Origin of the sequence: Lysinibacillus sp. FSL K6-4013 (assembly GCF_038630435.1) — a bacterium.
Lineage (GTDB): Bacteria > Bacillota > Bacilli > Bacillales_A > Planococcaceae > Lysinibacillus > Lysinibacillus boronitolerans.
On record NZ_CP152031.1, the window covers coordinates 217,345 to 241,297 of the forward strand.

The 23,953-nt window shown below is 36.6% G+C and carries 18 protein-coding genes and 1 pseudogene; 13 read left to right on the forward strand and 6 right to left on the reverse strand.

Annotated elements, in window-relative coordinates:
- Positions 1-3 precede the first annotated feature (3 nt).
- The 4 genes from MHB39_RS01130 to MHB39_RS01145 all read left to right on the forward strand — a co-directional run bounded on the left by MHB39_RS01130 (position 4) and on the right by MHB39_RS01145 (position 3,615).
- A complete protein-coding gene (locus MHB39_RS01130) occupies positions 4-480 on the forward strand; it encodes a glutathione peroxidase (RefSeq protein ID WP_048390772.1) in 477 nt (158 codons plus the stop codon).
- A 151-nt stretch (positions 481-631) separates the two neighbouring features.
- Positions 632-1,399: an ABC transporter ATP-binding protein gene (locus tag MHB39_RS01135; RefSeq protein WP_016993265.1), complete on the forward strand. Its 768-nt coding sequence runs from the start codon at positions 632-634 to the stop codon at positions 1,397-1,399.
- On the forward strand, positions 1,386-3,254 hold the full coding sequence (locus tag MHB39_RS01140) for an ABC transporter permease (protein WP_339280575.1): 1,869 nt from the start codon (positions 1,386-1,388) through the stop codon (positions 3,252-3,254). The genes MHB39_RS01135 and MHB39_RS01140 overlap by 14 nt, the downstream gene beginning before the upstream one ends.
- Position 3,255: 1 nt before the next feature.
- Positions 3,256-3,615 (forward strand): YxeA family protein, encoded by a 360-nt coding sequence (locus MHB39_RS01145; protein ID WP_342545630.1) that lies wholly within the window; start codon positions 3,256-3,258, stop codon positions 3,613-3,615.
- Positions 3,616-3,724: 109 nt separating this feature from the next.
- On the opposite strand, the gene MHB39_RS01150 is transcribed toward MHB39_RS01145, so the two are convergent.
- Complete coding sequence (locus MHB39_RS01150; RefSeq protein ID WP_342545631.1) at positions 3,725-5,113, reverse strand: HAMP domain-containing sensor histidine kinase; 1,389 nt, start codon at positions 5,111-5,113, stop codon at positions 3,725-3,727.
- Complete coding sequence (locus MHB39_RS01155) at positions 5,110-5,832, reverse strand: response regulator transcription factor (protein ID WP_258859437.1); 723 nt, start codon at positions 5,830-5,832, stop codon at positions 5,110-5,112. Before MHB39_RS01155 ends, MHB39_RS01150 begins: the two co-directional genes overlap by 4 nt.
- Positions 5,833-6,038: 206 nt before the next feature.
- On the opposite strand from MHB39_RS01155, the gene MHB39_RS01160 reads away from it, so the two are divergent.
- The 4 genes from MHB39_RS01160 (at position 6,039) to MHB39_RS01175 (ending at position 10,519) form a co-directional block, all read left to right on the forward strand.
- Positions 6,039-6,653 carry a PH domain-containing protein gene (locus tag MHB39_RS01160; RefSeq protein ID WP_016993270.1) on the forward strand — a complete coding sequence of 205 codons (615 nt, stop codon included), beginning with the start codon at positions 6,039-6,041 and terminating at the stop codon, positions 6,651-6,653.
- Positions 6,654-6,736: 83 nt separating this feature from the next.
- A complete protein-coding gene (locus tag MHB39_RS01165; protein WP_258859435.1) occupies positions 6,737-8,095 on the forward strand; it encodes an acetamidase/formamidase family protein in 1,359 nt (452 codons plus the stop codon).
- Between the two features lie 197 nt (positions 8,096-8,292).
- Positions 8,293-8,847: an HPP family protein gene (locus MHB39_RS01170; RefSeq protein ID WP_342545632.1), complete on the forward strand. Its 555-nt coding sequence runs from the start codon at positions 8,293-8,295 to the stop codon at positions 8,845-8,847.
- 226 nt (positions 8,848-9,073) lie between these two features.
- Positions 9,074-10,519, forward strand: a complete 1,446-nt coding sequence (locus MHB39_RS01175) for a hypothetical protein (protein ID WP_312124600.1) — start codon at positions 9,074-9,076, stop codon at positions 10,517-10,519.
- Positions 10,520-10,558: 39 nt separating this feature from the next.
- Here the strand turns inward: MHB39_RS01175 and MHB39_RS01180 are convergent, their stop codons facing one another.
- Positions 10,559-11,743: a CaiB/BaiF CoA-transferase family protein gene (locus MHB39_RS01180; RefSeq protein WP_016995185.1), complete on the reverse strand. Its 1,185-nt coding sequence runs from the start codon at positions 11,741-11,743 to the stop codon at positions 10,559-10,561.
- Between the two features lie 507 nt (positions 11,744-12,250).
- On the opposite strand from MHB39_RS01180, the gene MHB39_RS01185 reads away from it, so the two are divergent.
- The 3 genes from MHB39_RS01185 to MHB39_RS01195 all read left to right on the forward strand — a co-directional run bounded on the left by MHB39_RS01185 (position 12,251) and on the right by MHB39_RS01195 (position 19,961).
- Positions 12,251-13,819, forward strand: coding sequence for a sensor domain-containing diguanylate cyclase (locus MHB39_RS01185; RefSeq protein ID WP_342545633.1), 1,569 nt, complete (start codon positions 12,251-12,253; stop codon positions 13,817-13,819).
- Positions 13,820-14,538: 719 nt separating this feature from the next.
- A complete protein-coding gene (locus MHB39_RS01190) occupies positions 14,539-18,906 on the forward strand; it encodes an S-layer homology domain-containing protein (protein WP_342545635.1) in 4,368 nt (1,455 codons plus the stop codon).
- Positions 18,907-19,730: 824 nt separating this feature from the next.
- Positions 19,731-19,961, forward strand: coding sequence for an ATP-binding cassette domain-containing protein (locus tag MHB39_RS01195; protein WP_342545637.1), 231 nt, complete (start codon positions 19,731-19,733; stop codon positions 19,959-19,961).
- A 2-nt stretch (positions 19,962-19,963) separates the two neighbouring features.
- On the opposite strand, the pseudogene MHB39_RS01200 reads toward MHB39_RS01195, so the two are convergent.
- From MHB39_RS01200 to MHB39_RS01210, 3 genes and pseudogenes are all read right to left on the reverse strand, one after another.
- Positions 19,964-20,140 (reverse strand): annotated as a pseudogene (locus MHB39_RS01200) (Fe3+-hydroxamate ABC transporter substrate-binding protein); the annotation flags it as partial.
- Positions 20,141-20,174: 34 nt separating this feature from the next.
- A complete protein-coding gene (locus tag MHB39_RS01205; protein ID WP_342545639.1) occupies positions 20,175-21,809 on the reverse strand; it encodes an AraC family transcriptional regulator in 1,635 nt (544 codons plus the stop codon).
- A 97-nt stretch (positions 21,810-21,906) separates the two neighbouring features.
- The gene (locus MHB39_RS01210) at positions 21,907-22,863 is read right to left on the reverse strand and encodes an ABC transporter substrate-binding protein (protein WP_342545640.1); all 957 of its coding nucleotides are present in this window, start codon (positions 22,861-22,863) and stop codon (positions 21,907-21,909) included.
- 220 nt (positions 22,864-23,083) lie between these two features.
- On the opposite strand from MHB39_RS01210, the gene MHB39_RS01215 reads away from it, so the two are divergent.
- Positions 23,084-23,479 carry a hypothetical protein gene (locus MHB39_RS01215; RefSeq protein WP_339280580.1) on the forward strand — a complete coding sequence of 132 codons (396 nt, stop codon included), beginning with the start codon at positions 23,084-23,086 and terminating at the stop codon, positions 23,477-23,479.
- 142 nt (positions 23,480-23,621) lie between these two features.
- The gene (locus MHB39_RS01220) at positions 23,622-23,894 is read left to right on the forward strand and encodes a hypothetical protein (protein ID WP_342545642.1); all 273 of its coding nucleotides are present in this window, start codon (positions 23,622-23,624) and stop codon (positions 23,892-23,894) included.
- The last annotated feature ends 59 nt before the right edge of the window (positions 23,895-23,953 follow it).

A 23,953-nucleotide genomic window follows, 5' to 3' on the forward strand; every position in this document is an offset into this window, starting at 1 on the left:
GAGATGAGCATTTATGATATTAATGTAACTTTAGAAGATGGTACTATCTATAGCCTTGAACGTTATAAAGGAAAGCCGATGCTAATTGTTAATACAGCTTCCAAATGTGGCTTTACACCACAATTTGAAGAATTAGAAGGTCTCTATGAAAAATATCAGGAGCAAGGTCTGGTTGTACTTGGTTTTCCATCAAATCAATTTAAACAAGAGCTAGCGTCAGCTGAAGAAGCTGCCTCCCAATGTCGATTAACATATGGTGTGACATTTCCCATGCATGAGATTGTTAAGGTGAATGGTAAAGAAGCACATCCTATTTTCGATTATCTCACTTCCCACTCCAAAGGATTTTTAGGCAATAGTGTTAAATGGAACTTTACAAAATTCCTTGTAAACCGTAATGGAGAGGTTGTTGGACGATACGCCTCAGCAGATAAGCCAAGTAGCTTTGAGGAAGATATTCAAAAAGTATTAGCTCAATAGATTAGAAAGGTTCATGCACTACTTGTGTATGAATCTTTTTTTTGTCTATAAATTTCAAAAAGCTGAGGATTTAAGGTTGCTGTAAGCTTGCGACAAATTTGCTGTAAGTTTGAGGTCGTATACTAAAGTCAGAAAGAAGAGGTGAGCGTATATGACGCCATTATTAAAGGTACAAAACGTTGGAAAAACTTACGGCAAAGGCGCAAATACTTTTACAGCGCTATCGAATATATCATTTGAAGTAGCAAAGGGAGAGTTTGTTGGTGTAATGGGTCCTTCTGGGGCGGGGAAATCTACGCTTCTTAATGTATTAGCAACGATTGATACGCCAACGACTGGTGAAATTATTATTGAGGATACCAATTTGGCCCGTATGAAGGATGCTGAATTAGCAGATTTTCGTCGTGATAATTTAGGGTTTATCTTCCAGGATTATAACTTGCTCGATTCTTTAACAGTGAGAGAAAATATTGTCTTACCGCTAGCGATTGCGAAGATGCCAACAAAGGCTATTAATGCAAGAGTTGACCGCATTGCTGAATTGTTTGGCATTAGTGAATTATTAAATAAATATCCTTATCAAATTTCAGGTGGGCAAAAGCAGCGTACCGCCTCGTCACGAGCATTAGTGACAGAGCCGAAATTAATTTTTGCTGATGAACCTACAGGTGCACTAGATTCAAAATCTGCAACTGACTTGCTAGAAAGCTTAAGTGATTTAAACCAATCTCAAGCCGCAACAATTATGATGGTTACCCATGATGCCTTTGCAGCTAGCTTCTGCCAGCGCATACTATTTATTCAGGATGGACAGCTTTCTAAGGAAATTCAACGTGGGACTCTAACGAGGAAGCAATTTTTCCAAGAGATCTTGCAGGTGCTGTCTAGCATCGGGGGTGGAGTAAATGACGTTATTTAGTTTAGCGCGTAAAAATATTCAACGCAATTTATCGAATTACTTTTTATATATTGCTTCGATGGTATTTAGTATCGTTATTTACTTTACGTTTGTGACGCTCAAATACAATGATGATCTTTCAGCCTTAAAGCAATCGTCACAACAAATTAAAGGATTGATGAGTGCCTCGTCAGTCGTACTTCTGTTCTTCATTGTTATCTTTATGGCCTATTCCAATTCGTTTTTTATGAAGAAGCGGAAAAAGGAAGTAGCCCTTTACTCTTTACTTGGTGTGCGTAAGCAAAAAATTGGCTTAATGCTCTTCTTTGAAAATTTAGTCATAGGGCTTGTCTCTCTAGTGTTTGGTATCCTTCTAGGTTTCTTTATGTCCCAAGGGTTATTAATGATACTAGTTCGCTTAATGGGCTATGAAGTGGTTGGTAGTCTGACATTTTCAATGGAGGCACTAATTAATACAACGGGCATTTTTACACTATTGTTTTTATTCACATCCTTACAAGGTTACCGTGTGATTTATCAATTCAAGCTAATTGATTTATTCCATGCAGACAAACAGGGAGAGCAAATTCCACGTGCATCATTAGTAGCTGCTTTACTTGGCACTGTATTTATTGCATTTGGTTATTATACAGCTGCCTCTGATATGTTTACGAGTAAAATATGGCGATTCTTTACGGTGTTAGGTACGCCATTAATGGTCATTGGCGTAACAATTGCAGGGACATACCTTCTATTCCATAGTGTGAGTGTCTTTGTGTTAACAGCATTAAAAAAAGCAACATCATGGTCATGGAAGGGCTTAAATTTAATCGGTGTTTCTCAGCTATTGTATCGTATTCGAGCAAATGCTAAATCGTTGTCAATTATTGCAATTTTAAGTGCCACTACGATTACAGCAGGTGGCGGTGTCTTCGGTATGTATTACAATGCAGAAGCTTCTGTACGTCAGATGCTGCCAAACACATTTATGTGGAAAGGCGAGATAGTAGAATTTTCACAAAAGGATGTCTTATATAATGAAGCACTGGCTGTGAAAAATTTACGTGTGGATAATGAATTCTCATTTTTCGAATATACATTACTTAAGGAATCGGACTATAACCGCTTAGCGAAATTACAAGGCAAGGATAAAGAGCTACACATTGCAGATGGCTCTACGGTTTTACTTGATGCAGCCTATGATGAACGATTTTCACATGATTTTACAGGTGAGGACTTTAAGCTACAAAACGGCGACTCCTTTCATGTAGAGAAGATGTACACGGAAAGCGTGTTAAACTTTATAGCAGCTGGAACAGTTCTCGTTGTGAATGATCAAGAATTTAAAGCTACTGATGGCGATGAGATCATGATGCAGGTTGTTGGATTAGACAATGATTTGAAACAACAGGACGTGTCAAAAGACATTTACCAGCAGTTATCTACTGAACAGCAAGAATCATTCTCTAGTGTACCGCAAAGCTATGAGGATAGTTTAGCAACAGTAGGTGCCCTATTGTTTGTGGGAAGCTTCCTAGGATTGGTCTTCCTAGCAGCAACGGGCAGTATTATCTACTTCAAAATTTTAACGGAAGCCGAAGAAGATCAGGCGAAATATGCTATTTTAAATAAAATCGGTGTAAATAGTAAGCAAATCTTAAAGACAGTAGCAGGACAGGTCGCTGTTATCTTTAGTGCGCCACTTATTGTAGGGATTGCACATAGTGCGTTTGCATTACTAGCATTTTCACAGCTATTTAACATGAATATTACAAAACCAGTCATCTTGTGGATGATTGCATATTCAGCTATTTACTTTATTTATTATATCTTTACGGTTCGTTCGTTTTATAAAATAGTGAGACAGGGGAATTAATATGAAAAAAGTATTTTTCGGAATAGGTGCGTTGTTCATCTTATTCGTAGCAGGGTTGATTGTATTGATGACAGTAGATTTTAACCGTTTAAATAAAGATACTTACTATGTTCATATCACGGCTGATGGTGAGGTAGAGGAGTATAAGGCAGATAGTGGTGAAATCTTTAAAATGTATTGGTACGAGCTACCTTCTTACGATAAAAATGGGGGAAAGAAAACATTAAAGTTTTCCGCTCATAAAAATTTACGCCAGGATGCTTATTTAAAGCTTTACGTGAAAAAGGAAACAGAAGTTACTTCATTTGATGAAGTGAAATTCCATGAATTACCTGCTAAAGTACAGGATCAAATGAAATAGCACAAAGTGGGAGTCTCAAAATTATATGAGACTCCTTCTTTTTTACACGTAAGCGCAGTATAACGAAGCGGTAGTGCCAAAATCTAATTGGTTAAATTTGGTTTATTACTTATTGGTATCCCTTTTGTAGATCAATAATAACGCATGTACCTTTTCCTTTTTCCGAGGTGATGGTTACTGTTCCTCCATGAGCCTCAATGATATCTCTAGCAATAGCTGTACCTAAACCAGTCCCAGCAGTATTGTCCGTATTTGTGCCTCGGTAATAGCGTTCAAAAATATGTTCTAAATCCTCTGGGTCTATCCCCTTGCCATTATCAGAAATTGTAAGAGTATGCTCATCAACAGACACATGGACAGATACATCGGGAGCATTATGAAGCAATGCATTGTGTAAAAAGTTCATGATAGCTCTGCGCATAAAATGTTCATCGATTTGATGCAGACTTTTCTCGGTTGTCGCCTCAAACATAAGATTAGCTTGTTCATATTGTGGTGTATTTAATGTTTCAATCACTATCTCTCGAATAAAAGGCACCATGTTCACTTCATTTAGTGTAAGTGGAAGCTGTTGATGTCTTAAACGCATCGTTAAATTTAAGTCATCCAGTAGATTTTGCATATGCAATGATTGTTTTTCTATAATTTGTGCATACTCCATTTGCTCAGTATTGGTTATTTGTGCATCATTCAATAGTTCTGCATAACCTCGTATAGAGGCAAGTGGGGTTTTCATATCGTGGGAGACATTACTAATCCATTCTTCACGCATGATCTCTAGTCTCTTTCGTTCCTGTTCATGAGCTGCCAATTCTCGTGATACTTCATTTAAATTTTCAAAAACCGGCTTGTAGACACCACCAGGAGCCTTAATAGACGTATGATCATGATTTTTTAAATGGTGAATGCGATCTATCATCGCATAAAGAGGCTTTGTTAATGTACGACCAAAAAGCCACCCTACTAATGTAGCTACTAACAAGTCCGCAATCACGATGAACAGGCCAAATTTTCCTATAAACTGTAAGAGTGATGTGCCAGAAACATGCGTCACAATTCTTGTAACACCGCTCCCTTTAATACCGATTAAATAACTAATGGGACCCTTACTGCCAATATACACCGTAGTATCAGAATCGAATTCTTTATATTTATATACTTGAATTAAGTCGATAGGTGCATAGTGCAATGGTGCTTTATCTGGTGCAAAATGAGAATCAATAACTTGGCCATTTTCATCAAGCAATTGTATCCAAGCATTTCTTTGATGCAATTGTTCGAGTCCTTCTGCACGTATGGAGGTTGCTCCATTTTTTATCTCGATATTTTTTTGGAATTCTCGCACAAAGTCTTCCTCTTCGGTGGCAGAAACGCCTTCAGAGTCAGTTGCTAGCCGATAAGTAAGGAGTCCCAGGAAGATAGCTGTATTGACGAAAATAACAATGATGACGATAGAAAGTACGGAAAGGAGAAAGCGAGCGGTTAATTTCCACTTCATTCTTGTGCCTCTTTTGGCATGACAAACTTATAGCCAAGTCCTTTTACAGTTGTGATATATAGAGGATTAGAGGCATCCTGCTCAATTTTTTCACGCAAACGACGAATATGCACCATAACAGTGTTATCAGAACCGAAGAAATCCTCTCCCCATACACGTTCAAACAATGTTTCTTTACTTAAGATTCGATTGGGATTGTGCATAAAGCATGCCATTAATCCAATTTCCTTAGCTGTTAACTCCAATAATACGCCATTTTTATGCACCTCAGTTTCATCGGCATTCAACTGAAATGGTCCAATTTGTAGTGTTTTTTCAACAATATTCGTTACGGTATCTTGTGTTTGATAGCCAGCTCTACGCAATTGAGCCTTCACTCGATAGGCAACTTCTTTAGGACTAAAAGGTTTTGTAATATAATCATCTCCGCCAATGGCTAATCCTAAAATTTTATCGATTTCCTCGTTTTTAGCAGACATAAAGAGTACAGGGACATGGGATACTTCACGGATACGCCTACATAAATCGTAGCCCTCACCATCTGGAAGCATGACATCTAGAAGTATAATATCAGGTGTTGTTTGTTGAAAGCTTGTCCAAGCATCGTGAATGGTGCCAGCTGTATAAATTTGTTTGTAGCCCTCTTTTTGTAAGCTTACTTTAAGAAGATTCGCTAAATCAGCCTCATCATCCACTACTAAAATGGTTGGTTCTTGCACTTGTTCACACGACCTTTCGATTTGGAAGAATCTTTACTGACAATCATTATAAATGAAATGTATAGAAAAGAGGAAATGTTGGTTTGCACATCTTAACCAACAGATGATTTTAAGAGAAGCAACATTTTGTATATAAACCGCTCCATAGTGAAACCTTTAGAGATGGTAAAGCGTAAAAAGAGTATGACAAATTAGGAGGAATGACGATGTTTAAAAAAATAGCAGCAGATGCACTTGGACTTTCAGATATTGGAGTGGTTGTACCGCGAGAGGACTATGATAAGACAGATGCAGATGATTTTATCTTACATGAAATTGATGAAAAAATTTATTTTTTAATTAAAACGAAGGCAGATGAGTATTGCTTTACGAATCGTGCCATTATTCATGTAGATGGCGAAAGCGCTATGAGTAAGAAACGATTACTGCGACGCTATGATTATTCAATGTATACTGTTACAGAAGTTTTTCTCGAAACAGCAGGAACAATCGACCTTGATGTCGAAATTAAGTTTACAATCGGCAATTCCCCACTATCCATCGACATTCATAAACGCTTTATAGATGATATTAAAGATTTATATAAAGCACTACATGCCATTAGCTATGAACAAAAGAACAATGCTTATAAGCTAGAAGTAGCAGAAAAAAGTTTACACATTGCTTCTTCTTCACTTGGACGAATTGGCAATGACAACATTTCTCCATCAGCGTCATTCGAGGAAATTACACGCTTTGCAAATACTTGGATGATCGATCATAAAGATAAGTATAAAAAAGAAGACTTCTCACATATTTTTGATTTATATATGAACAATTGATAAAAATAGCTCTCTGCAAGTGTGGAGAGCATTTTTAACATATAACGATATACATAAAAATTATTCTAGGAGCGTGATAGAAAATGACAAACGAATTGCATGTGCTAGAAAAAGAAGAGGTAGAAAGTGATGATTTTATACAGCGACCTCAAGCCGCTGAGACATTGTTCGTAAATGAGTTTATTGATGGTATTTTAGATCCGTCACAAAAGATGTTAGGACCGGTTAAGGATGGTGGAACGATTATTGCCAATACAACACCTGGGTGTTGGGGGCCCATGCTTACACCCACTATTCGTGGAGGACATGAAGTTACGAAGCCCGTGTTTGTAGAAGGGGCAGAGGTGGGTGACGCTATTGTTATAAAAATTAAATCTATTCAGGTCACATCTCTTGCAACTTCATCTGGTCATGATGAGGCAATTGTAGATCGATTCATTGGTGATCCGTTTGTTTCTGTAAAATGCCCAGGCTGTGGCAAGCTTCACCCAAGCACAGTTGTAAAAGGAATAGGGCCACATGCAATTCGATGTTCAACATGTGATACAGAAACCGCACCCTTTAAAATGACAAATGGCTATACGATGGCACTAGATCATAAAGGGCAAATGGGTGTGACTGTTGGACGTGAGGGTGCTAGACGAATTGCACTTGATGCTAGGAACTTCATGAGAACACCTGAAAATTCTGTACAAAATCCTGTTGTTGCACTAGCTCCAAGTGACTTAGTAGGTGTAATGGCGAGAATGCGACCATTTTTAGGTCAGCTTGGTACAACCCCTTCTAAAGCGATGCCAGATTCTCATAATGCTGGTGACTTTGGTTCATTCTTAATTGGAGCACCACATGAATATGCTTTTACCCAAGATGAATTGGATTTACATCGTACCGATGGACATATGGATATCAGCCGAGTTCGTGAAGGGGCGACAATAATTTGTCCGGTTAAGGTACCAGGCGGTGGTGTATATATTGGAGATATGCATGCCATGCAAGGGGATGGGGAGATTGCTGGTCATACAACCGATGTAGCGGGGATTGTGCAGCTTCAAGTAAAAGTCTTGAAAAAAGTAGCATTGGAAGGCCCTATTTTACTACCAAATGTAGAAGATTTACCTTACACAGCAAAGCCCTTTACGAAGGAAGAAAAACGTCGTGCACGTGAGCTAGCGGAGGAATTCGGTGTTAAACAGGTAGAGGATGCATTCCCAGTGTCGGTGGTTGGTTCTGGGAAAACGTTAAACGATGCGACTGATAACGCGATCAATCGAGCTGCGAAGCTATTTGAGATGAGCGAGCCAGAGGTTTTAAATAGAGCAACAATCACAGGCTCCATTGAAATCGGACGCCATCCAGGGGTTGTTACAGCCACCTTCCAAGTACCTAAATCCGTATTGAAAAAGGTAAGAATATATAAAACTATTAAAAAACAATATGACTAATAGATGATTTCTTGAAAAAGCAAACTTTTAAAAGTTTGCTTTTTTGTATGGGTTACAAGTCAGATAAGTAAAGGTTTGTCTGAAATTTGAAGTTTGGATTGAAATCTATTGTTGTATTGATATAATAGTTAAAGTTTAACAATGATTAACATGACGTATATAAATAAATGAGTATGGAAGAGAAAAGTTGGTGTCGAATGACAGAAATTATAGGTGCGGAAAACAAAATAGAGAAAAAGAGTAGTATAAAACCTTTTATATTAAAAATGAGAGGAGGAGGTCATGCTCCTTCTCGAACAAATTTCGCAGATGCCTTTACTGGAGCAATAGGTGGATTAATATGCATTTTTGTGTTGCTATGGCTAACTAACATTACCGATTCACCTTGGTTAATGGCATCATTAGGTGGTAGCTGTGTTCTTGTATTTGTCGTCTGGAATGCACCATTGTCACAGCCTCGAAATATAATTGGAGGTCATTTCATTTCAGCCTTTATTGGGTTGACCATGTATTCATTACTAGGCTCCAATATATTGTCTATTAGTCTTGGCGTTGGATTAACTATATTTTTTATGGCCTTTTTAGGTGTCATCCATCCTCCAGCAGGCGCTAATCCTATAATTATTATTTTAGGAGGTTATGGTTGGAATTATTTACTAACCCCTGTATTCATTGGAGCAGTCATCATTGTATTTTTCGGGTTGCTGATAAATAATTTACGAGAAAAAAGAAAATATCCATTGTTTTGGTAAGGATGATATCCATCTATGAAGTGTGTTCACTTAATAGATGGTTTTTTATTTGTTAACGTTTTCGCTATGCATACCGATATTTTTTTAGCATATGTTAGTTAAGATTTGTTATATTGAAGAAAGAGTGTAAAAAACATGTATTTGAATGGTAGGGGAAGATCTTTGTTGGTAGAAATTGATGGGAGGATCCATTTTTATGCTGTTGGACTGTGATGAGCAATTATTCATGGCTTATAAACAAAAAAGTGAAAAGGGTGCTGAAAATATACTAGCAACATGGCTGGAGGCAGAGTCAAATCTACAAGAAGATCCAAAAATACTTGGTACTTCGCTTTCACCCAAACTATTTTTAGTAAACGAAGAAACGGCTAAGAATATTGCCTTTTCCACAGCACGTAAATATTGGGGTCATGTATCAACAGAAATGCAAATGTATTTTGACAAGTATGGTTTGGATTCAAAATTTGTGAATGAGCGTCTCAGTGCTTTTTTCTATACACAAAAAGGTAAAGATACTTTTTTTGAGCAGCTTTTTGCCCAACATACAATAGACTTAGAACGTTTAATTTGGTTGGTTTTCGGAAAACGAATGCAAATGGCTATGCCAGTTAATGAGCTACAATCAATTATTTTATATAAATTTCAAGATGAATATTTAGTGCATATGATGTATAAAGAGCATGCGTCTTTTTGGCATTGGCTTTTCACAAAAAAAGTTTATTCACTGCTTATCCACAAACCATTAGAGCAATTCACATTTCTTTATGAAATAATGGGACATTTCGAGCAATCTATGAGAGAAAATTGTGAACATGTGGATAACTTTGTGTATAACTATAAGGCAATACTGGATAAGTGTATAACTCATGTGGATAAGCATAATGCTAGCTGTTTGGCAAAGAAACAGTTACGTCTTTATCAAATTGTTACTCATTACTGCTTATCAGAAGGTGATTTTAATAGTGTCAAAGCGTTTATTACCTCATTTGAAGCCGAATGGCGCTACTCAATGTATGCACTATCAGAGAAGGAAAAAGTGTTAATTGCCTATATTTTATTTCATATAGCAAATAGAGAACAGCAGAGTGAAAAGGTTATACATTATGGTGAATATTTATTAGAGGATGAACGAATAAATAATTATGCCATTGAGATACTACTGGAGTATAAAGAACTATTACCAAATCGTAAACCAACACCACCTGCCATTATTAAAAATTATCAGCTAAATTATTTAGAAAATTTATATGCCATTCTACTTGAGCACTATGTAAAAATGGCACGTTATGAGGATGGCTTACTTTTATTAAAAGAGCATGTTTTAGCATCGAATAAAAAAATTAATTCCTCATTAGTACAAAAAAACTTTAGTAGTGAACAACTTATTGCGATTGAGGCATACGTTCAACAGGATATAGCACTTCATGTGAATAACTCTCTACAGCATATTGGCTTGTCTGTGGAGGAGTGGCGACGCAATTATCGTCAACCAGATGCACCATACTATGTTGTAGCACAAAGTGCTTCTCTGCATATGTTAAATATTTTAAGAGTATTGTTTGTCACCGAGCAGTACGAGCTTTTTGAAAAATTAATGGAGATTTATAAAAAATATCTACTAATTGATGATCATTTTGAAAACCTACGTATGTTTATTAGTGCGTATGTATAAAAAAGGTGTCTAATACGTCACAGTATTAGACACCTTTTTTTACTCTAAAACGCCTTTTTCTTTCAAAGCTTCGATTTGTTCAGCATCAAAGCCCAGAGATAATAAAACTTCCTCATTATGCTCTCCTAGCTTAGCGCCAACATGCTTGTATTCAGGCTGCGCACCATCAAATTTAAATGGAGAGGCGATTTGTTTTTGCATAGTCCCATCGCTTTTGGGAATAGTTACAATCATTTCTCGTGCCTTTAGCTGTGGGTGCTCACATGCTTCAGGAAATGTTAGAACTGGCTCTACACAACCTTCAAAATCCTCGTTAAATACTTCAAGCCATTCCTCATATGTCTTGGACAAAAAGGCGTCGTGAACAGCCTCTTTAAAACGAATTTGTGTATAGTAGGAATCATTGAAGGTGTTATCGATTAACTCAGGAATATCGAGTGCTTCACAGAGTAATTTGCGAAATTGAGGCTCTAAACTACCAACAGAGAAAAACCGCCCATCCTTTGTTTTGTAAAAATCATAGTAACTGCCTCCATTTAAAATTTCTTGCTCTGGCTGTGGGACACGTCCACCTCCAATAAATGCAGCTCCATACATAGCATTAAGTGAAAAGACAGCATCTGTCATACTAATATCGATGAACTGTCCTTCTCCAGTTTTTTCACGATGAAGGGCAGCAGCAAGCACGCCAATTGCTGCATGCATTGTCCCTCCAGCTATGTCAGCTAGTTGAACGCCCATGGAAACAGGCTTTTTATCCTTATGGCGGGAATAGTCGAGTATGCCTGCTAAGGATAGATAGTTATTATCATGTCCTGGTCGATTACTATAAGGCCCTGTTTGACCATAGCCAGTAATGGCACAATAAATAACCTTAGGATTTATTTCTTTAAGCGCTTCATAGCCGATGCCAAGTCGCTCCATTACACCGGGTCGAAACCCTTCGATAATAACGTCATACTCCTGTACAAGTGATTTAACAATGTCGATAGCTTCTGGTGATTTTAAATTTAACGTTATGGATTTTTTTGATCGATTTAAATGTTGATGGATGTATGCCTCGTGATCATCGTCATAGGGAGGCATAATTCGCGTTAAATCAACTCGCTTAGAAGATTCAACATGGATGACATCTGCTCCTAAATCAGCAAAAATCATTGTTGCCATTGGTCCTGGTAGTAATGCAGAAAAATCGAGAATTTTTAACCCCTTTAAAATGCCCAAATCTTCCAACCCCTTTTTGTGTAGGCTACACAACCATCTGTATGATGATGGCGAGTAGCGCTTTTCTCATAATCCCCATTGTGTGAAAAGCGTATTCTATATACTGTATTATTACAGTTTATTATATTTTAATGAGTATTATAACAGATTGAATCTTAACTTGCCTATGCTAATTTTTATTATAAAATAAACGCTTCAACTTTTATATGTCAGAATAACAATAAAAGTAAAAAAAATTAGAATTTGGATTTTCTATCAAATTTCAGATAATTAGAGTCAGCTGTTAGAATATTTAATCTAAGTATCTAAAATGTTGGAATTTTGTTTGCTAGATTCTATAGGATACGACCTCTTTTATTGTTACAATCCTAGAGGTGTATTGGATTCTTCTTACACAATTAATACATGTTACTTTTACCTATAGGAGTCTTTGCTTATAATAGGCACTAATTGTTTAAAGAATCTCTCAAAATATACATATTAAAAAATATAAACAGGAGGGCAGAAATGAAATCGCATCAGTTAAAATTAAAGCATCTTATAATGGGCGTAGCGATGGCGGCATTCTTTTTTACAAGCATTGGTAGTGTTTGGGGCGGGTATAGGATGAACATTGATTCCATTAAGGAAAATACGCTAGAAACGAATAGAGTTTATGCTCAAAAATTGGCCTCAACGGCTGATTCCTATCTACATGAGGCTTTTCAAATCTTAGGATATAGTGCGGATCAGATCAGGACGAAAATGGATGATGAACAAGTATTGAATCAGGAAACAGAGCGATTGAGATTGCAAAATCAAATGTTCAATTCTGTGGTTATAACAAATGCAAAGGGACTTGTTTTATCTGTCTCCCCACCCTCTATAGAGATTAAAGGAGAGGTTTTAACATCAATTGGCGCTAAAGAGGCATTAGCCAAAAAGACACCAATTATTTCTAAGCCATATGAGGCGATGACAGGGCGGCTCATCATTTTTATATCGTACCCTATTTTCTCAGAGTCCAATGAATATCTAGGAATGATTGCTGGCACTATTTATTTAAAGGAACCTAATGCCTTTAAAACCTTATTGGGAGAACATTATAGTAAGGATGGTTCTTACGTATATGTAGTTGATTCAGATGGACGAGTTATCTATCATCAAGATCCAAGCCGTATTAATGACGTTGTAACCAAAAATAAAGTGGTTCAGGCTGTTACATCCGGCAAGGATGGTGCTCAACTAGTTGAAAATACAAAAGGTGTGAAAATGCTAGCTGGCTATAGTGCAGTGGCATCGACAGGGTGGGGAGTTGTTGCACAGAAACCTTTAGATGTAGCATTAGCACCTTCATTTGATCGTGTACAGGAGGTCATTATAAAATCTGTTCCTCTTATGATTGTTTCGATCATCATTGTACTTTGGGCTGCAGCACGTATTGCGAATCCTTTACAACAACTAGCATCATTAACAGAAGAAAGTTTAGATAAGAAAAATGTTGAAGGTTTAAAATCTGTAAGTGGATGGTACTTTGAAGCCTATTCTTTGAAGAATGCATTGGTTCGAAGCTTATCGTTTCTACATGGACAGGTCTCTTTTTTTAAGGATCAATCTACTGTTGACCCACTGACGGGTATTACGAACCGACGTACAATGGATTCAATGCTTGCTGAGTGGTTAGCAAATAAGATACCTCATGCCATTATTTTGCTAGATTTAGATCACTTTAAAAGTGTGAATGATACATATGGACATGCAATAGGCGATAAAGTTCTACAATTTTTAGCTAGACAAATGGAATCAGTAGCTCGTGAAGGCGATGTCTGTTGCCGTTACGGTGGCGAGGAATTTGTCATACTTCTGCCGAACACGACGATAGAGGAAGCCACACTAGTCGCAGAACAATTACGAAAAACTTTGGCCGATACGGTCAGTCCATGTGGTAGACCAATAACATTATCTGCAGGAATAGCTGCCTATCCAGCAATGGCACATACAACTGAAGCGCTAATTGAAGCGGCTGATGACGCACTTTACCTAGCGAAACAAGAAGGGCGCAATCAAGTAAAAGTTGCAGTCTCAAAAAAGGATTAAAAAAAATATAATAAAAGAGCTTACAACGCAAATTTTTGGGGTAATGATTAATGCAAACATCATTTGGGCAAGCTATGTATAAGTCATCCGCCACATGACTTTTAAACCATGTTCAAATGATATGTAACTCGGGCCACATCTCTTGATCGACTTGACAAGACGTAAGGTTATCCCCCTTTCCCTTATGACACCCAAGTACGACTAGATGCATGCCTATATATCGTCAAAAGCCAAGCGAGCACCGATGCTCCTTGGCTTTTTTTGTTGAGTGCTTTAGTGAAGTTCATTTGATATTTGGTGGGGAATACAAATAGGGTGGAATCCTTATGAAATGCTTGGGAATAATTAGGTTGTTCTAATGAGGAGTGTGGGAGTGATCACAAAAGTGAGGAATCCGCTCAAAGAGGGTGGAGAAGTGATCACAAAAGAGTTGCCCCCGCTCATAAGGAGTAAGAAAGTGATCCATAAAGAGTTGCCCCCGCTCATAAGAAGTGTAAAAGTAATCCCTAGAAATCAATCCTACCTGGGTTACTAAGGGGAATTGAAACTATTTTTCGACAAAGAAATTAGCATAGTCTGAAACTATTATAAGTATTAAGAATTTTACCTGACTATTTTAAACTTATCTATGAAGGTTCACTAGCCTTTGGTCGATATAAAGGATATGAGCAAAATGATATTTGTACGTATCAAAATACATAAGCGAAAGGAAGAGTGGAATGGATAAATCTAAAATCCAAAAAGTAAATAAGGCCTTGATTGCAACAGTATTTGCTTCAAGTGGGATTGCTGTAGTAGTACCACCACCAAAAGCAGCAGCGGCTACTTCTCCCTTTACGGATATTAACCAATACTCGGATAATTATAATGAAATATTAAAACTATATTCTCAGGGTGTTATGAGCGGTTTTGCGGATAATACTTTCCGTCCTGATGTCAGTGTAACTCGTGGAGAGGCAGCGAAAATGCTGGCAACAGCGTTAAAACTGGATACAAAAAATATCCAAGATCCTTACTATAAGGATGTTCCAAAGGGCAATCAGTATTATAAATACGTGGCGGCCTTGCAAAATGCAGGCATTATGTCTGGCTATTCAAACGGCACGTTTATGCCAAATGAAGTGCTGACAAGAGGCGAACTAGCCAAAATGGTTGTAGTTGGATTCCATCTAGAGGTCTCCCCTACGTACAATAATATTTTTAAAGATGTGAATAGCAAAACAAATAATGCCATTTATATTCAAACTTTAATCGATTTGAATATTACTAAAGGCACAACACCTGTTACATTTTCTCCATTTGATCCTGTAACTCGTGGACAGTTTGCTTCTTTTGTTGTAGGGTCTCAAGAGAAGAAAAATAATGAAACATCTTACAAAATTACAAGTGTGGATGATGACGCAGTATATATAAATGGTCAGTCTTATACAATTCCAGAGAGTCTTGCTCATATTTTTAACGAATATAATGCTCCGGTGTTAAAAGGTGCATTCATTGAGGGAGATTTATCGAGTAAGGGAATTCGCTCCATTTCAAAATTGACCCTTAATGCAAGTGGGACAAGCACACGTTCTCTAGATTTTGATGGAAATTACGGTTCTTTTGGTGCAACGATTGTAGTAAATGGTAATTATATCGAATTCTCGAATATGAAGCTAACAGGCACAATGTTTGTCAACGAAACCGTTCGCCCACCATTGCATTTAGGTGCAACTTACAATCAACCATTAACTCTTGGTCGTGTGGCAAGTAACAATATTTCATTTATCAATTGGTCGAATCCAGACAACAATAAAGGAGAAGATTCGTCAAATAACAATTCAAACGATCTTCAAAATTGGACAAAACCAAATAATGAAAATGACAAGCCGTTCGTCAACTGGTCTAAAGAAAAAGAGGAAATGAAAAATGTTGAGAAGTATTTAGAATTCTATAACAGCAGTGTTTCTCGACTAGTAGTTTCTCAAACGGGTACAAAAATTGAAACGAATACAAAACTACCGCGTGTAGACATCATTGGAAATGTGCGAGAGTTTGAAATTCAGGGCGATATTGGCACGTTAAATTTAAATACTGAAACAAAGCTGACGATTTATGGTTCAGGAAATATCGATTGGATCAATTACAATAGCTACACAGATCTAGAGCTGTATATTGATGGTCGAATTGGCACATTATTTGTTGATAATGCATATGGCAAGATTGATATTGGAGATTATACGTATATTGATAAAGTTATTTTACCTAAGGACGTGTCACCGAATGATATCTTCGATGACTTCTTAGATGATAAAGATAATGTTGGGGAAATTACTGATCCAGATGGCAAACCAATCGATAAAGACGATAATGAGAACCAAAATCCTGATGATAAAACAAAACCTCTTGTTAGTATTACGGAACTCCAATTACTAAATGGTAGTGAGATACAAGTAGATTTCACTTCAGATGAAGTCGGTACCTACTACTACATTGTGCGTGAAAAGGATGTAGAGGCACCAAATAAAAGTGAAATGGTCAACCGTCTTTCAAACAAGAATGTAGCACATGGAACTGGTGCAGCCATTAAAGGTAAGAATACTATTAAGGTTTCTAATTTAGGTGAGAAAAAAGAATATGTTATCTACATTATGGTAGTAGATGGATCGAAAAATGCATCAGATATTGTATCTCAATCCTTCCAAATGAAAGATGCATCACCACCAGTAGTAAAATCTTTACAAGTTACGCCTTTACATGGTGGAACAAGAGCTGAATTCAAGTTTACTGCAAGTGAACCTGGAGACTATTATTATTATTTACGCCCAAAAACGACAGCACCTGACCCAACAACAGCAGATATTGTTGCCAATCCAACGGGTAAAGGGAAAGCAAAGGCTGGCGCATTAGGCATAACAGAAATTTTAACAGGCTTACAGGCTGAAACAGGCTATCAGCTTTATGTAGTAATGAAAGATGAATCAGGCAACTTTTCAGTAGACCCTGCTGTAGCTAAGGATTTTACAACGAAAGAGCTTGATAATATTCATCCGTTTGTAGACAATGTGAAGCTTGAACCTGCAGGTAAAGTAAACCAATTTTATGTTTATTTTAATGAGGCTTTAGATCCTGAAAGTGCGCGAGATGTAAATAATTATGATTTATCCGGAACAGTTATTGTTAATACAACAGGTCAGAAAAAAATTAAACCTTCTTCTGTGGAATACAAAGACGGTGACAAAAAAGTATTATTTACCATCCCTTCAGGAACCGGATTTGTTTACAAGGATACATTACGCGTAACGATTTTACCTGGTGTCAAGGATTTAGCAGGGAATGATTTTGAGAATTCGAATACAGTACAACCCGGTGGAAATATCCGTAACTTTGCGGAATACGTCCATGAAAAATTTGAAATGCCTGTCATTAACATAGAGAATATTGTAAATAAACCGGATGAATCGGATAATTTCAAACGAGTAGAAGTTGAGTTTAAACCAAGTAAGGCTGGTACGTACTATTATATGATGCTACCTGATACTGTTGTTGATAATGGTGAAACTAAAACATTTAAACAATATTTAACGGACAAAGGAATTACAGAGCGTGATTTTGTAAATGAATTTGCTGCAGATTCATCATCAAAATCCGGATATTTCCAAATAGATGGTAAAGATATTTATGTTGAAATGGGTTCTGGACCAGCTGATTTAGAAGAAAAAACCAAAAAATTCCCAATTACTATTTCGAAAGACAAACTTAACCCATTCTTAAGCTATTCTGTTTATATGGTTTTAAAAGATCGTGGTGGAGAAATATCTAAAATCACATCGAGAGAAATGATTGGAGATTCTAAGGCGCCTTTAATTTCTGATTTAGTGTTAAAATCAGGTACTATAAAAGGACCCGATGATAAACAAGCTACTATTAGCTTTAATACTGATGAGACAACAGAACTTCATTATTGGTTTGTACCAAAGAAAAATGCTGATGGTAGTGAAAATCCAGATGCAAAACTTACAATAAACACAGCTGCAGAAAGAAAACAATTAGAAGATAAACTAAAATCCAGTCCTTCTATTAAAAAGAGTGGTAAAGGTGCCTCAGGTATATTAGATATGAGTGGAATTTCCTTAACCCCTCATACAGAATATGTTGTCTACTTTGGTGCACAAGATACGTACGGTAATTTTACTGTTTACACAGCTGATTCAAGCGGTAATAATCATGATGAAACAGAAAATGGCTGGATGAAACAAAACTTTTATTCAGATGGTACACCACCACGGTTCGAAAAAATTGTCGATGGGAAAAAGAAACAGAACATAGTTTATCGTAATCCTAATGAAACATTTACAATCACTTTTAGTGAAGCTATTATGCGTGATTCGAATGGCAAATCTACTATAAATGATTTAAGCTTGTTAAGTATTGAAAATGAAAATGGTGATGACATAACATCAGAATACCAATTTGTTTCTTACACAAGAGGTACAAAAACCACAGATGAAAGTTATTTAATTATAAAACCATCTTCGTCTGGTACAATGGACAAAACGTTTACAGTGAAAATGAAGGATGATGCAGTAGACTATCAAATTACAGGATTTACTGGTAATAAATTTGATGTCAATGACTTTGGTAAATATGTACATCAAGGTGCAGTTACAAATAGCATTGAGGATGCAGTAGTGACAGGTACAAATATAGGTACAAGCAATGTTCCAGCTTCAAAAACAATGCGCGCTATTGTAAACATTGATGCCGATTTATCATACGAACAAAGATATTATTATGCAGTTACGGGCTCAGCAACTAAAATTGATCCACAGCTAGTAATTGATTTGGTTAAAGACCCTAACACACCTAACAATTCTATACTAGTGTATGGAACTGGTGTATTATCAGCAACAAACCCTGCAGGAAAGCAATTCACATTGGATTTAACTGCTCCTGTATCGACTACTCCTGGATATAACCCTATCTTTAGAAAAGGCAATAATTTCTTTATATTCACTTTAGATAAATTCGGTAATATTGTATTAGCCAAAAATCAAAATAATATGAATAATAGTTACTTTGAAATTGGCTCTGATATTAAACCATAATAGTCACCAACACCCTTCAGCGTATATACTGAGGGGTGTTTTTTTGGTCAATTAAATTTCACAGTGTCAATCGTTGGTCAAATTGTGAACATTCGCAGTCTTTTATTCGAGAATCATTTTCAATTATAGTAGTAATTGCAAGAAGGTAGATAGGAGGAGTTAGGTGCATTATGTGGACTCTTGCTGCTATCAAAGTGCTTTATGTTAGGACAATCAAATTGAGTATATTCAGCAATTTCAAGTCATACATGGTAGCAAAGGAACGCTCTTAGATATTTTTCTAAAAGAGGATGAGCTAGAGTATTATTTGATTTTTATAAAGTGATCTTGCCTGTCCTACACATTAAGAAATAGTAGAACTCATGAAGTAATCCATTTCAGTTGCATTATCGTTTTATATCAAATTACACGAAATTGTGGATCTCCTTACCTGCTGTGAAGGAAAGGGAAGGTTAGACATTAGTTTTTCCTGAAAACAGTAAAGTTACAACAAAGAGGCTGGGGCAAAAGAAGAAATGTTAGACCATTTACAAGTTTGGTCTAACATTTTTTTGCGTTATTAGAATACATATACTTTAATAAACCACAAAACTAACACTTATTTTTTACTTTTTCTCAATAAAATGAATTATATCCACCCTCTTTTCAGCTAGGGAGAAAAACTACTTAATTAAAATTTGCTATATCTTTTTTATGAAAGAATAATATTTATAAATGTTATTATTTTACAATAAATACCTATTTTAATAAAACGTAGTTATAAATCTTTTTTATGGTAAATTAGTAAAATTAATAGATAAGATGCATTACAAGGAGGAAAAGATATGAGTAATATTTTAACATTGTCGAACGTCACAAAGAGTTATCGAAATAATAAAGTAATTAATAATGTTTCCTTCTCAGTTCCGAAAGGTGAAGTAATAGGGTTAGTTGGACCAAATGGTGCAGGAAAGACAACACTTATGCGAATAATTATGGGATTAATAACAAAGTTTGAGGGAGAGGTTCGGTTTGATAATTGCTTGGCATGTCCGATACGTAGCGCCGTTAAATAATCTGTTGCACTTTGATCAAATGCCTTTTTAAATGCCTCTCCAAAGTAGCTGGAACTCAGACCCGAAATGAGTGCTAGATGCTCAATCGTGAGAGGTTGATGATGGTTTTTAGCAATATAATCTCGAATATCCTTTAGTGATATTTGAGTTGTCGTATCTGTTCTACTTTCCGTTTTCATATATGAATGTCACCCCTTATTATAAGTATGAGAATTACCTGGCAGTAACCAATAGCTTTGGCAATGCACCGAGTAACTTCTCTCTTGTAAAGGCATCTCCGTAATTCCACTTTGTTGCATCCACTAAATAAGCATGGTTAGTTTGTACAGCAGGGAGTCCTTTCCAAATATCGCTATTAATCAATTCAATCGTAGCCATTTGCGATTCGGGTTTATCAGATAACAACATAAAGATGCGGTCACCAGCATACTGAGGTAAGTGATCTATTGGTATTTCTCTATACCCCTCGCCTGCTTGAAGTAGTTTTTTGACTTGTGGGTGAGGCTGAAATCCATCTGGATGGAAAAGGGCAGTGGATAGACCTGTACAGCCCATAATAAAAAGGCGTTTGCCATGATCAAAAGTCAAAACTGATGCCGATTCACCAGGCTCTACAACTGTTTGAAGCTGCTGCCACATCGTTTTTTCTTGGGTTTTAAAGTGTTCTAGCCAATCTTCTGCACGCTGTTGTTGGCTAAGCCACTGCCCTAATAAAAGAACGCGTTCCTCCAATGAATCCCAGGAATTTAGGGTAACTGTTGGTGCAATAGAAGATAGTGCTTGATATTGCTGCTCGTCATTATTTGTAAAGATAATTAAATCAGGGTTCAGCTTCGAAGATTTTTCAAGATTGATTGGAAAGGCAACATCTTGAATATAAGGAACATGGTTTTTATAGAAGGATTTACTAATAGAGTTTTTGTCACCACCTATTGGTTGCACATCAAAAATCAACATATCCCCAAACGTTTCTCCATGATAAATAACACGATGTGGTGAGCGAGGAATGGCTACCTCGTGTCCTGTCCAATCTTTTACAACAGTTTTTTGTTTAGATTGTCGTGCAAACTGTTTTGGAGGAATTCCAAATACCTGTCGGAAGCGGCGATTAAAATAATATTCATCATCAAATCCTACTTGCTGCGCAATATCTTTTAATGGCTCATCTGTTTGTAGCAATAATTTCTTGGCATTTGTAAGACGTAAGTCTGTAATATAATCTAGCGGTTTCTTCCCAGTTAAGGTTTGGAAGATCGTACTATATTGCCATTGAGCTATACGAGCGAGTTCCGCTAGCTTTTTCACTGTTAAAGGCTGTCGAAAATAGTTATGTATATAGTCAATGGTTTCTTCAACTGCTTTTGTCATTGTCATCTGGTAGTTCTTATGAAGCTGATGTTCAAATAATAAATTTAATAGTTCATACAAGAGTCCTTGTTGTTTAAGAAAATCCAATTTAGGATTTATATTATACAGATCTTCGGTAAGACGAATTAATCGTGTATAAGGATAAATTGTATATTCCACTTCATCAGAAAAAATAGATCCTAGATGTGGAGAAGGGTGCTTATGTTTTAGCTGAAAGGCTGAAAAGGCAATTTTATAGAAACAGTAACCATTATTTATATCCGATATATCAATCATAGTTTGTGGCTGTACAAGAAAAATCTTTCCTTTCGTCACCAAATAGGGAATATCATCAATCGTCAATGTCCCGCAGCCATTTGTAAAAAGTATCAATGTATGATGAGAAGTCAAGATAAACGGATAGCTCTGCGAAATACAGTCAATATTTTCTAAATGAAATAGTAAATCATTATTAATAGAAGCTGATTTGTTGTCTTCCATCTGTTCACTTCCTTAATAAATGAAAATGATTATCAATTAAATGTATTGTATAAAAAGTAAAGAGACATTTCAACTAAGATGAAATGTCTCTTGTTAGCTATTTTTTTAACATATTAGGTAATTGTGATAACAGCCATTCTCTTGTTGAGGCATCACTATCACTTTTTTCAATATCAATCGTGTAGACATGACCGTTCTTCACTGCCGGTAGGTTCTTCCAAATTGGACTTTCCATCATTTCCTTTGTCGATTGTTTTGCTTCATCATCGGCTGGTGTTAGGATGAAAATTCGATCACCAGCATATTCAGGAAGAAGTTCTGTAGAGATTTCAGCAAAGCCTGTACCATCATCAAGAATTTTTTGTATTTTGTCACCAGGCTTAAGCACATTTGAATCGTATAAAACTTGAGAAAGTCCAGCACGTGCCATGACAAATAATCGATCTCCTGGATAATATGTTAAAACCGATGCCGTTTCATCTGGTTTAATGATGTCATCAGCTACAAGGGACTCCCACATTTTATCCGCTTTTTCTGTATAAGCATCCATCCATTGAGCTGCTTCTTCTTTTTTATTAAGTATATCGCCCAGCTCGGTTAAACGTTGGTTTAATGGCGCAAAAGTATCAAACACGATAGTTGGAGCGATTTTAGAAAGCTGTGAATATGTCTTATCATCAGAAGTACCAATAATAATAAGGTCAGGCTTTAATGACAATGTTTTTTCCACATTAATAGGAAAACCAACGTCCTCCAAATCTTTTACGCGATCTTCCCAAGCGTAATTTGTAATCCAAGAGAAGCCAGCACCTACTGTTTTGATTTTCAATGCAAGTATATCACCGTATCCTTCTCCATGATAAACCACCCTCTCAGGATCTACAGGAATTTCAACCTCATGACCTAAATAATCCTTATAAACACGAGTTGTTGATTCTGATGTTGTTTTCTCTTCTTTTTTTGTCTCTTCATTGGTAGAACTACAAGCAGCTAGTATGATACTAACCAGTAATAATAGGCTACAGATGAGCATATATCGCTTAAATTTTTTCATGTCTTTTCCTCCGCAAATGATAATCATTATCGATATAGGCTAGCATAAATTAGTCCTTGGCCTAGGACAATGGACAAAATGAAAAAGAGCCATTAAGGTTTATCCAAAAATCTAACTGCAACTTTAAAATAAAATTCGTTTTACCGTATAAGTATCCTTCCATTGGTGGAGAATGGACCTTTCATAGGACTAAGATTCGATTAATGAAAGGGGTTTAAAGATGAAAAATTATTGGGTGTTTGTCATAACAGGAATGCTATTAATTGTTACAACTACGGGTTTTGGTCGTATGGCATTATGGCGTTATATTGCCGTTTATGCAGGAGGGATTGAGTCTCACAACCATTCAATCTGGTTACTTAGGAACAATGCTGTTTTTAGGTTATGTACTAACAGTAGGTCTTTCTGGAGCTTTACAACACACATTGGTGCAAAAAATGTTCTGTTAGTAGGGGGAGCCTGTGTCATTTTAGGGTTAATAGGATTGGTGTTTGTTGCAAATTTCTGGTGGGCTGCCATCACACTGTTCCTTGCAGTGTTGGGAGTGCCCCTAAGAAACGAGGTCGGTCATGGGACTGTTAATGAGTGGAGCTGGGATAGGGATGCTTTTTGTTAGTGTTTTGTGCAATAACAACCCAGTTCTATACAGAAGGAAACCATGCATGAAAAAACAACAACATGGCGTAACAAGCAGCTAATATCATAGCAGGTATTTACTTCTTAGTAGGGATTGTCTTAATCTATGCCAAATAAGCTGTATGATAATACTTGAATTATCTAATGGGCTAGCAGGCTCCATATATACTATTGCGAGGTTTATATCTAGTAGAGGTGCACCGTTTTGGGAGATGCTAGCAGAAGATATAATTGGTGTGAATAAGGCATTAACAACAGCCTTACTATTAGCGACTGTTGGCGATATACTGCCAATCATGCAAGAGACCATGAGTGGATATATATTATCTACTATTCTTTGGGGTTCTTCACTCGGTGGTGTTCTAGTATTGACTTTCAAACTCATTCTAAATTGAACGGAGAAAGGGTAGCACTAAAGAAACCAACATCGTTTCTCATTGGTATTTCTTTAGTG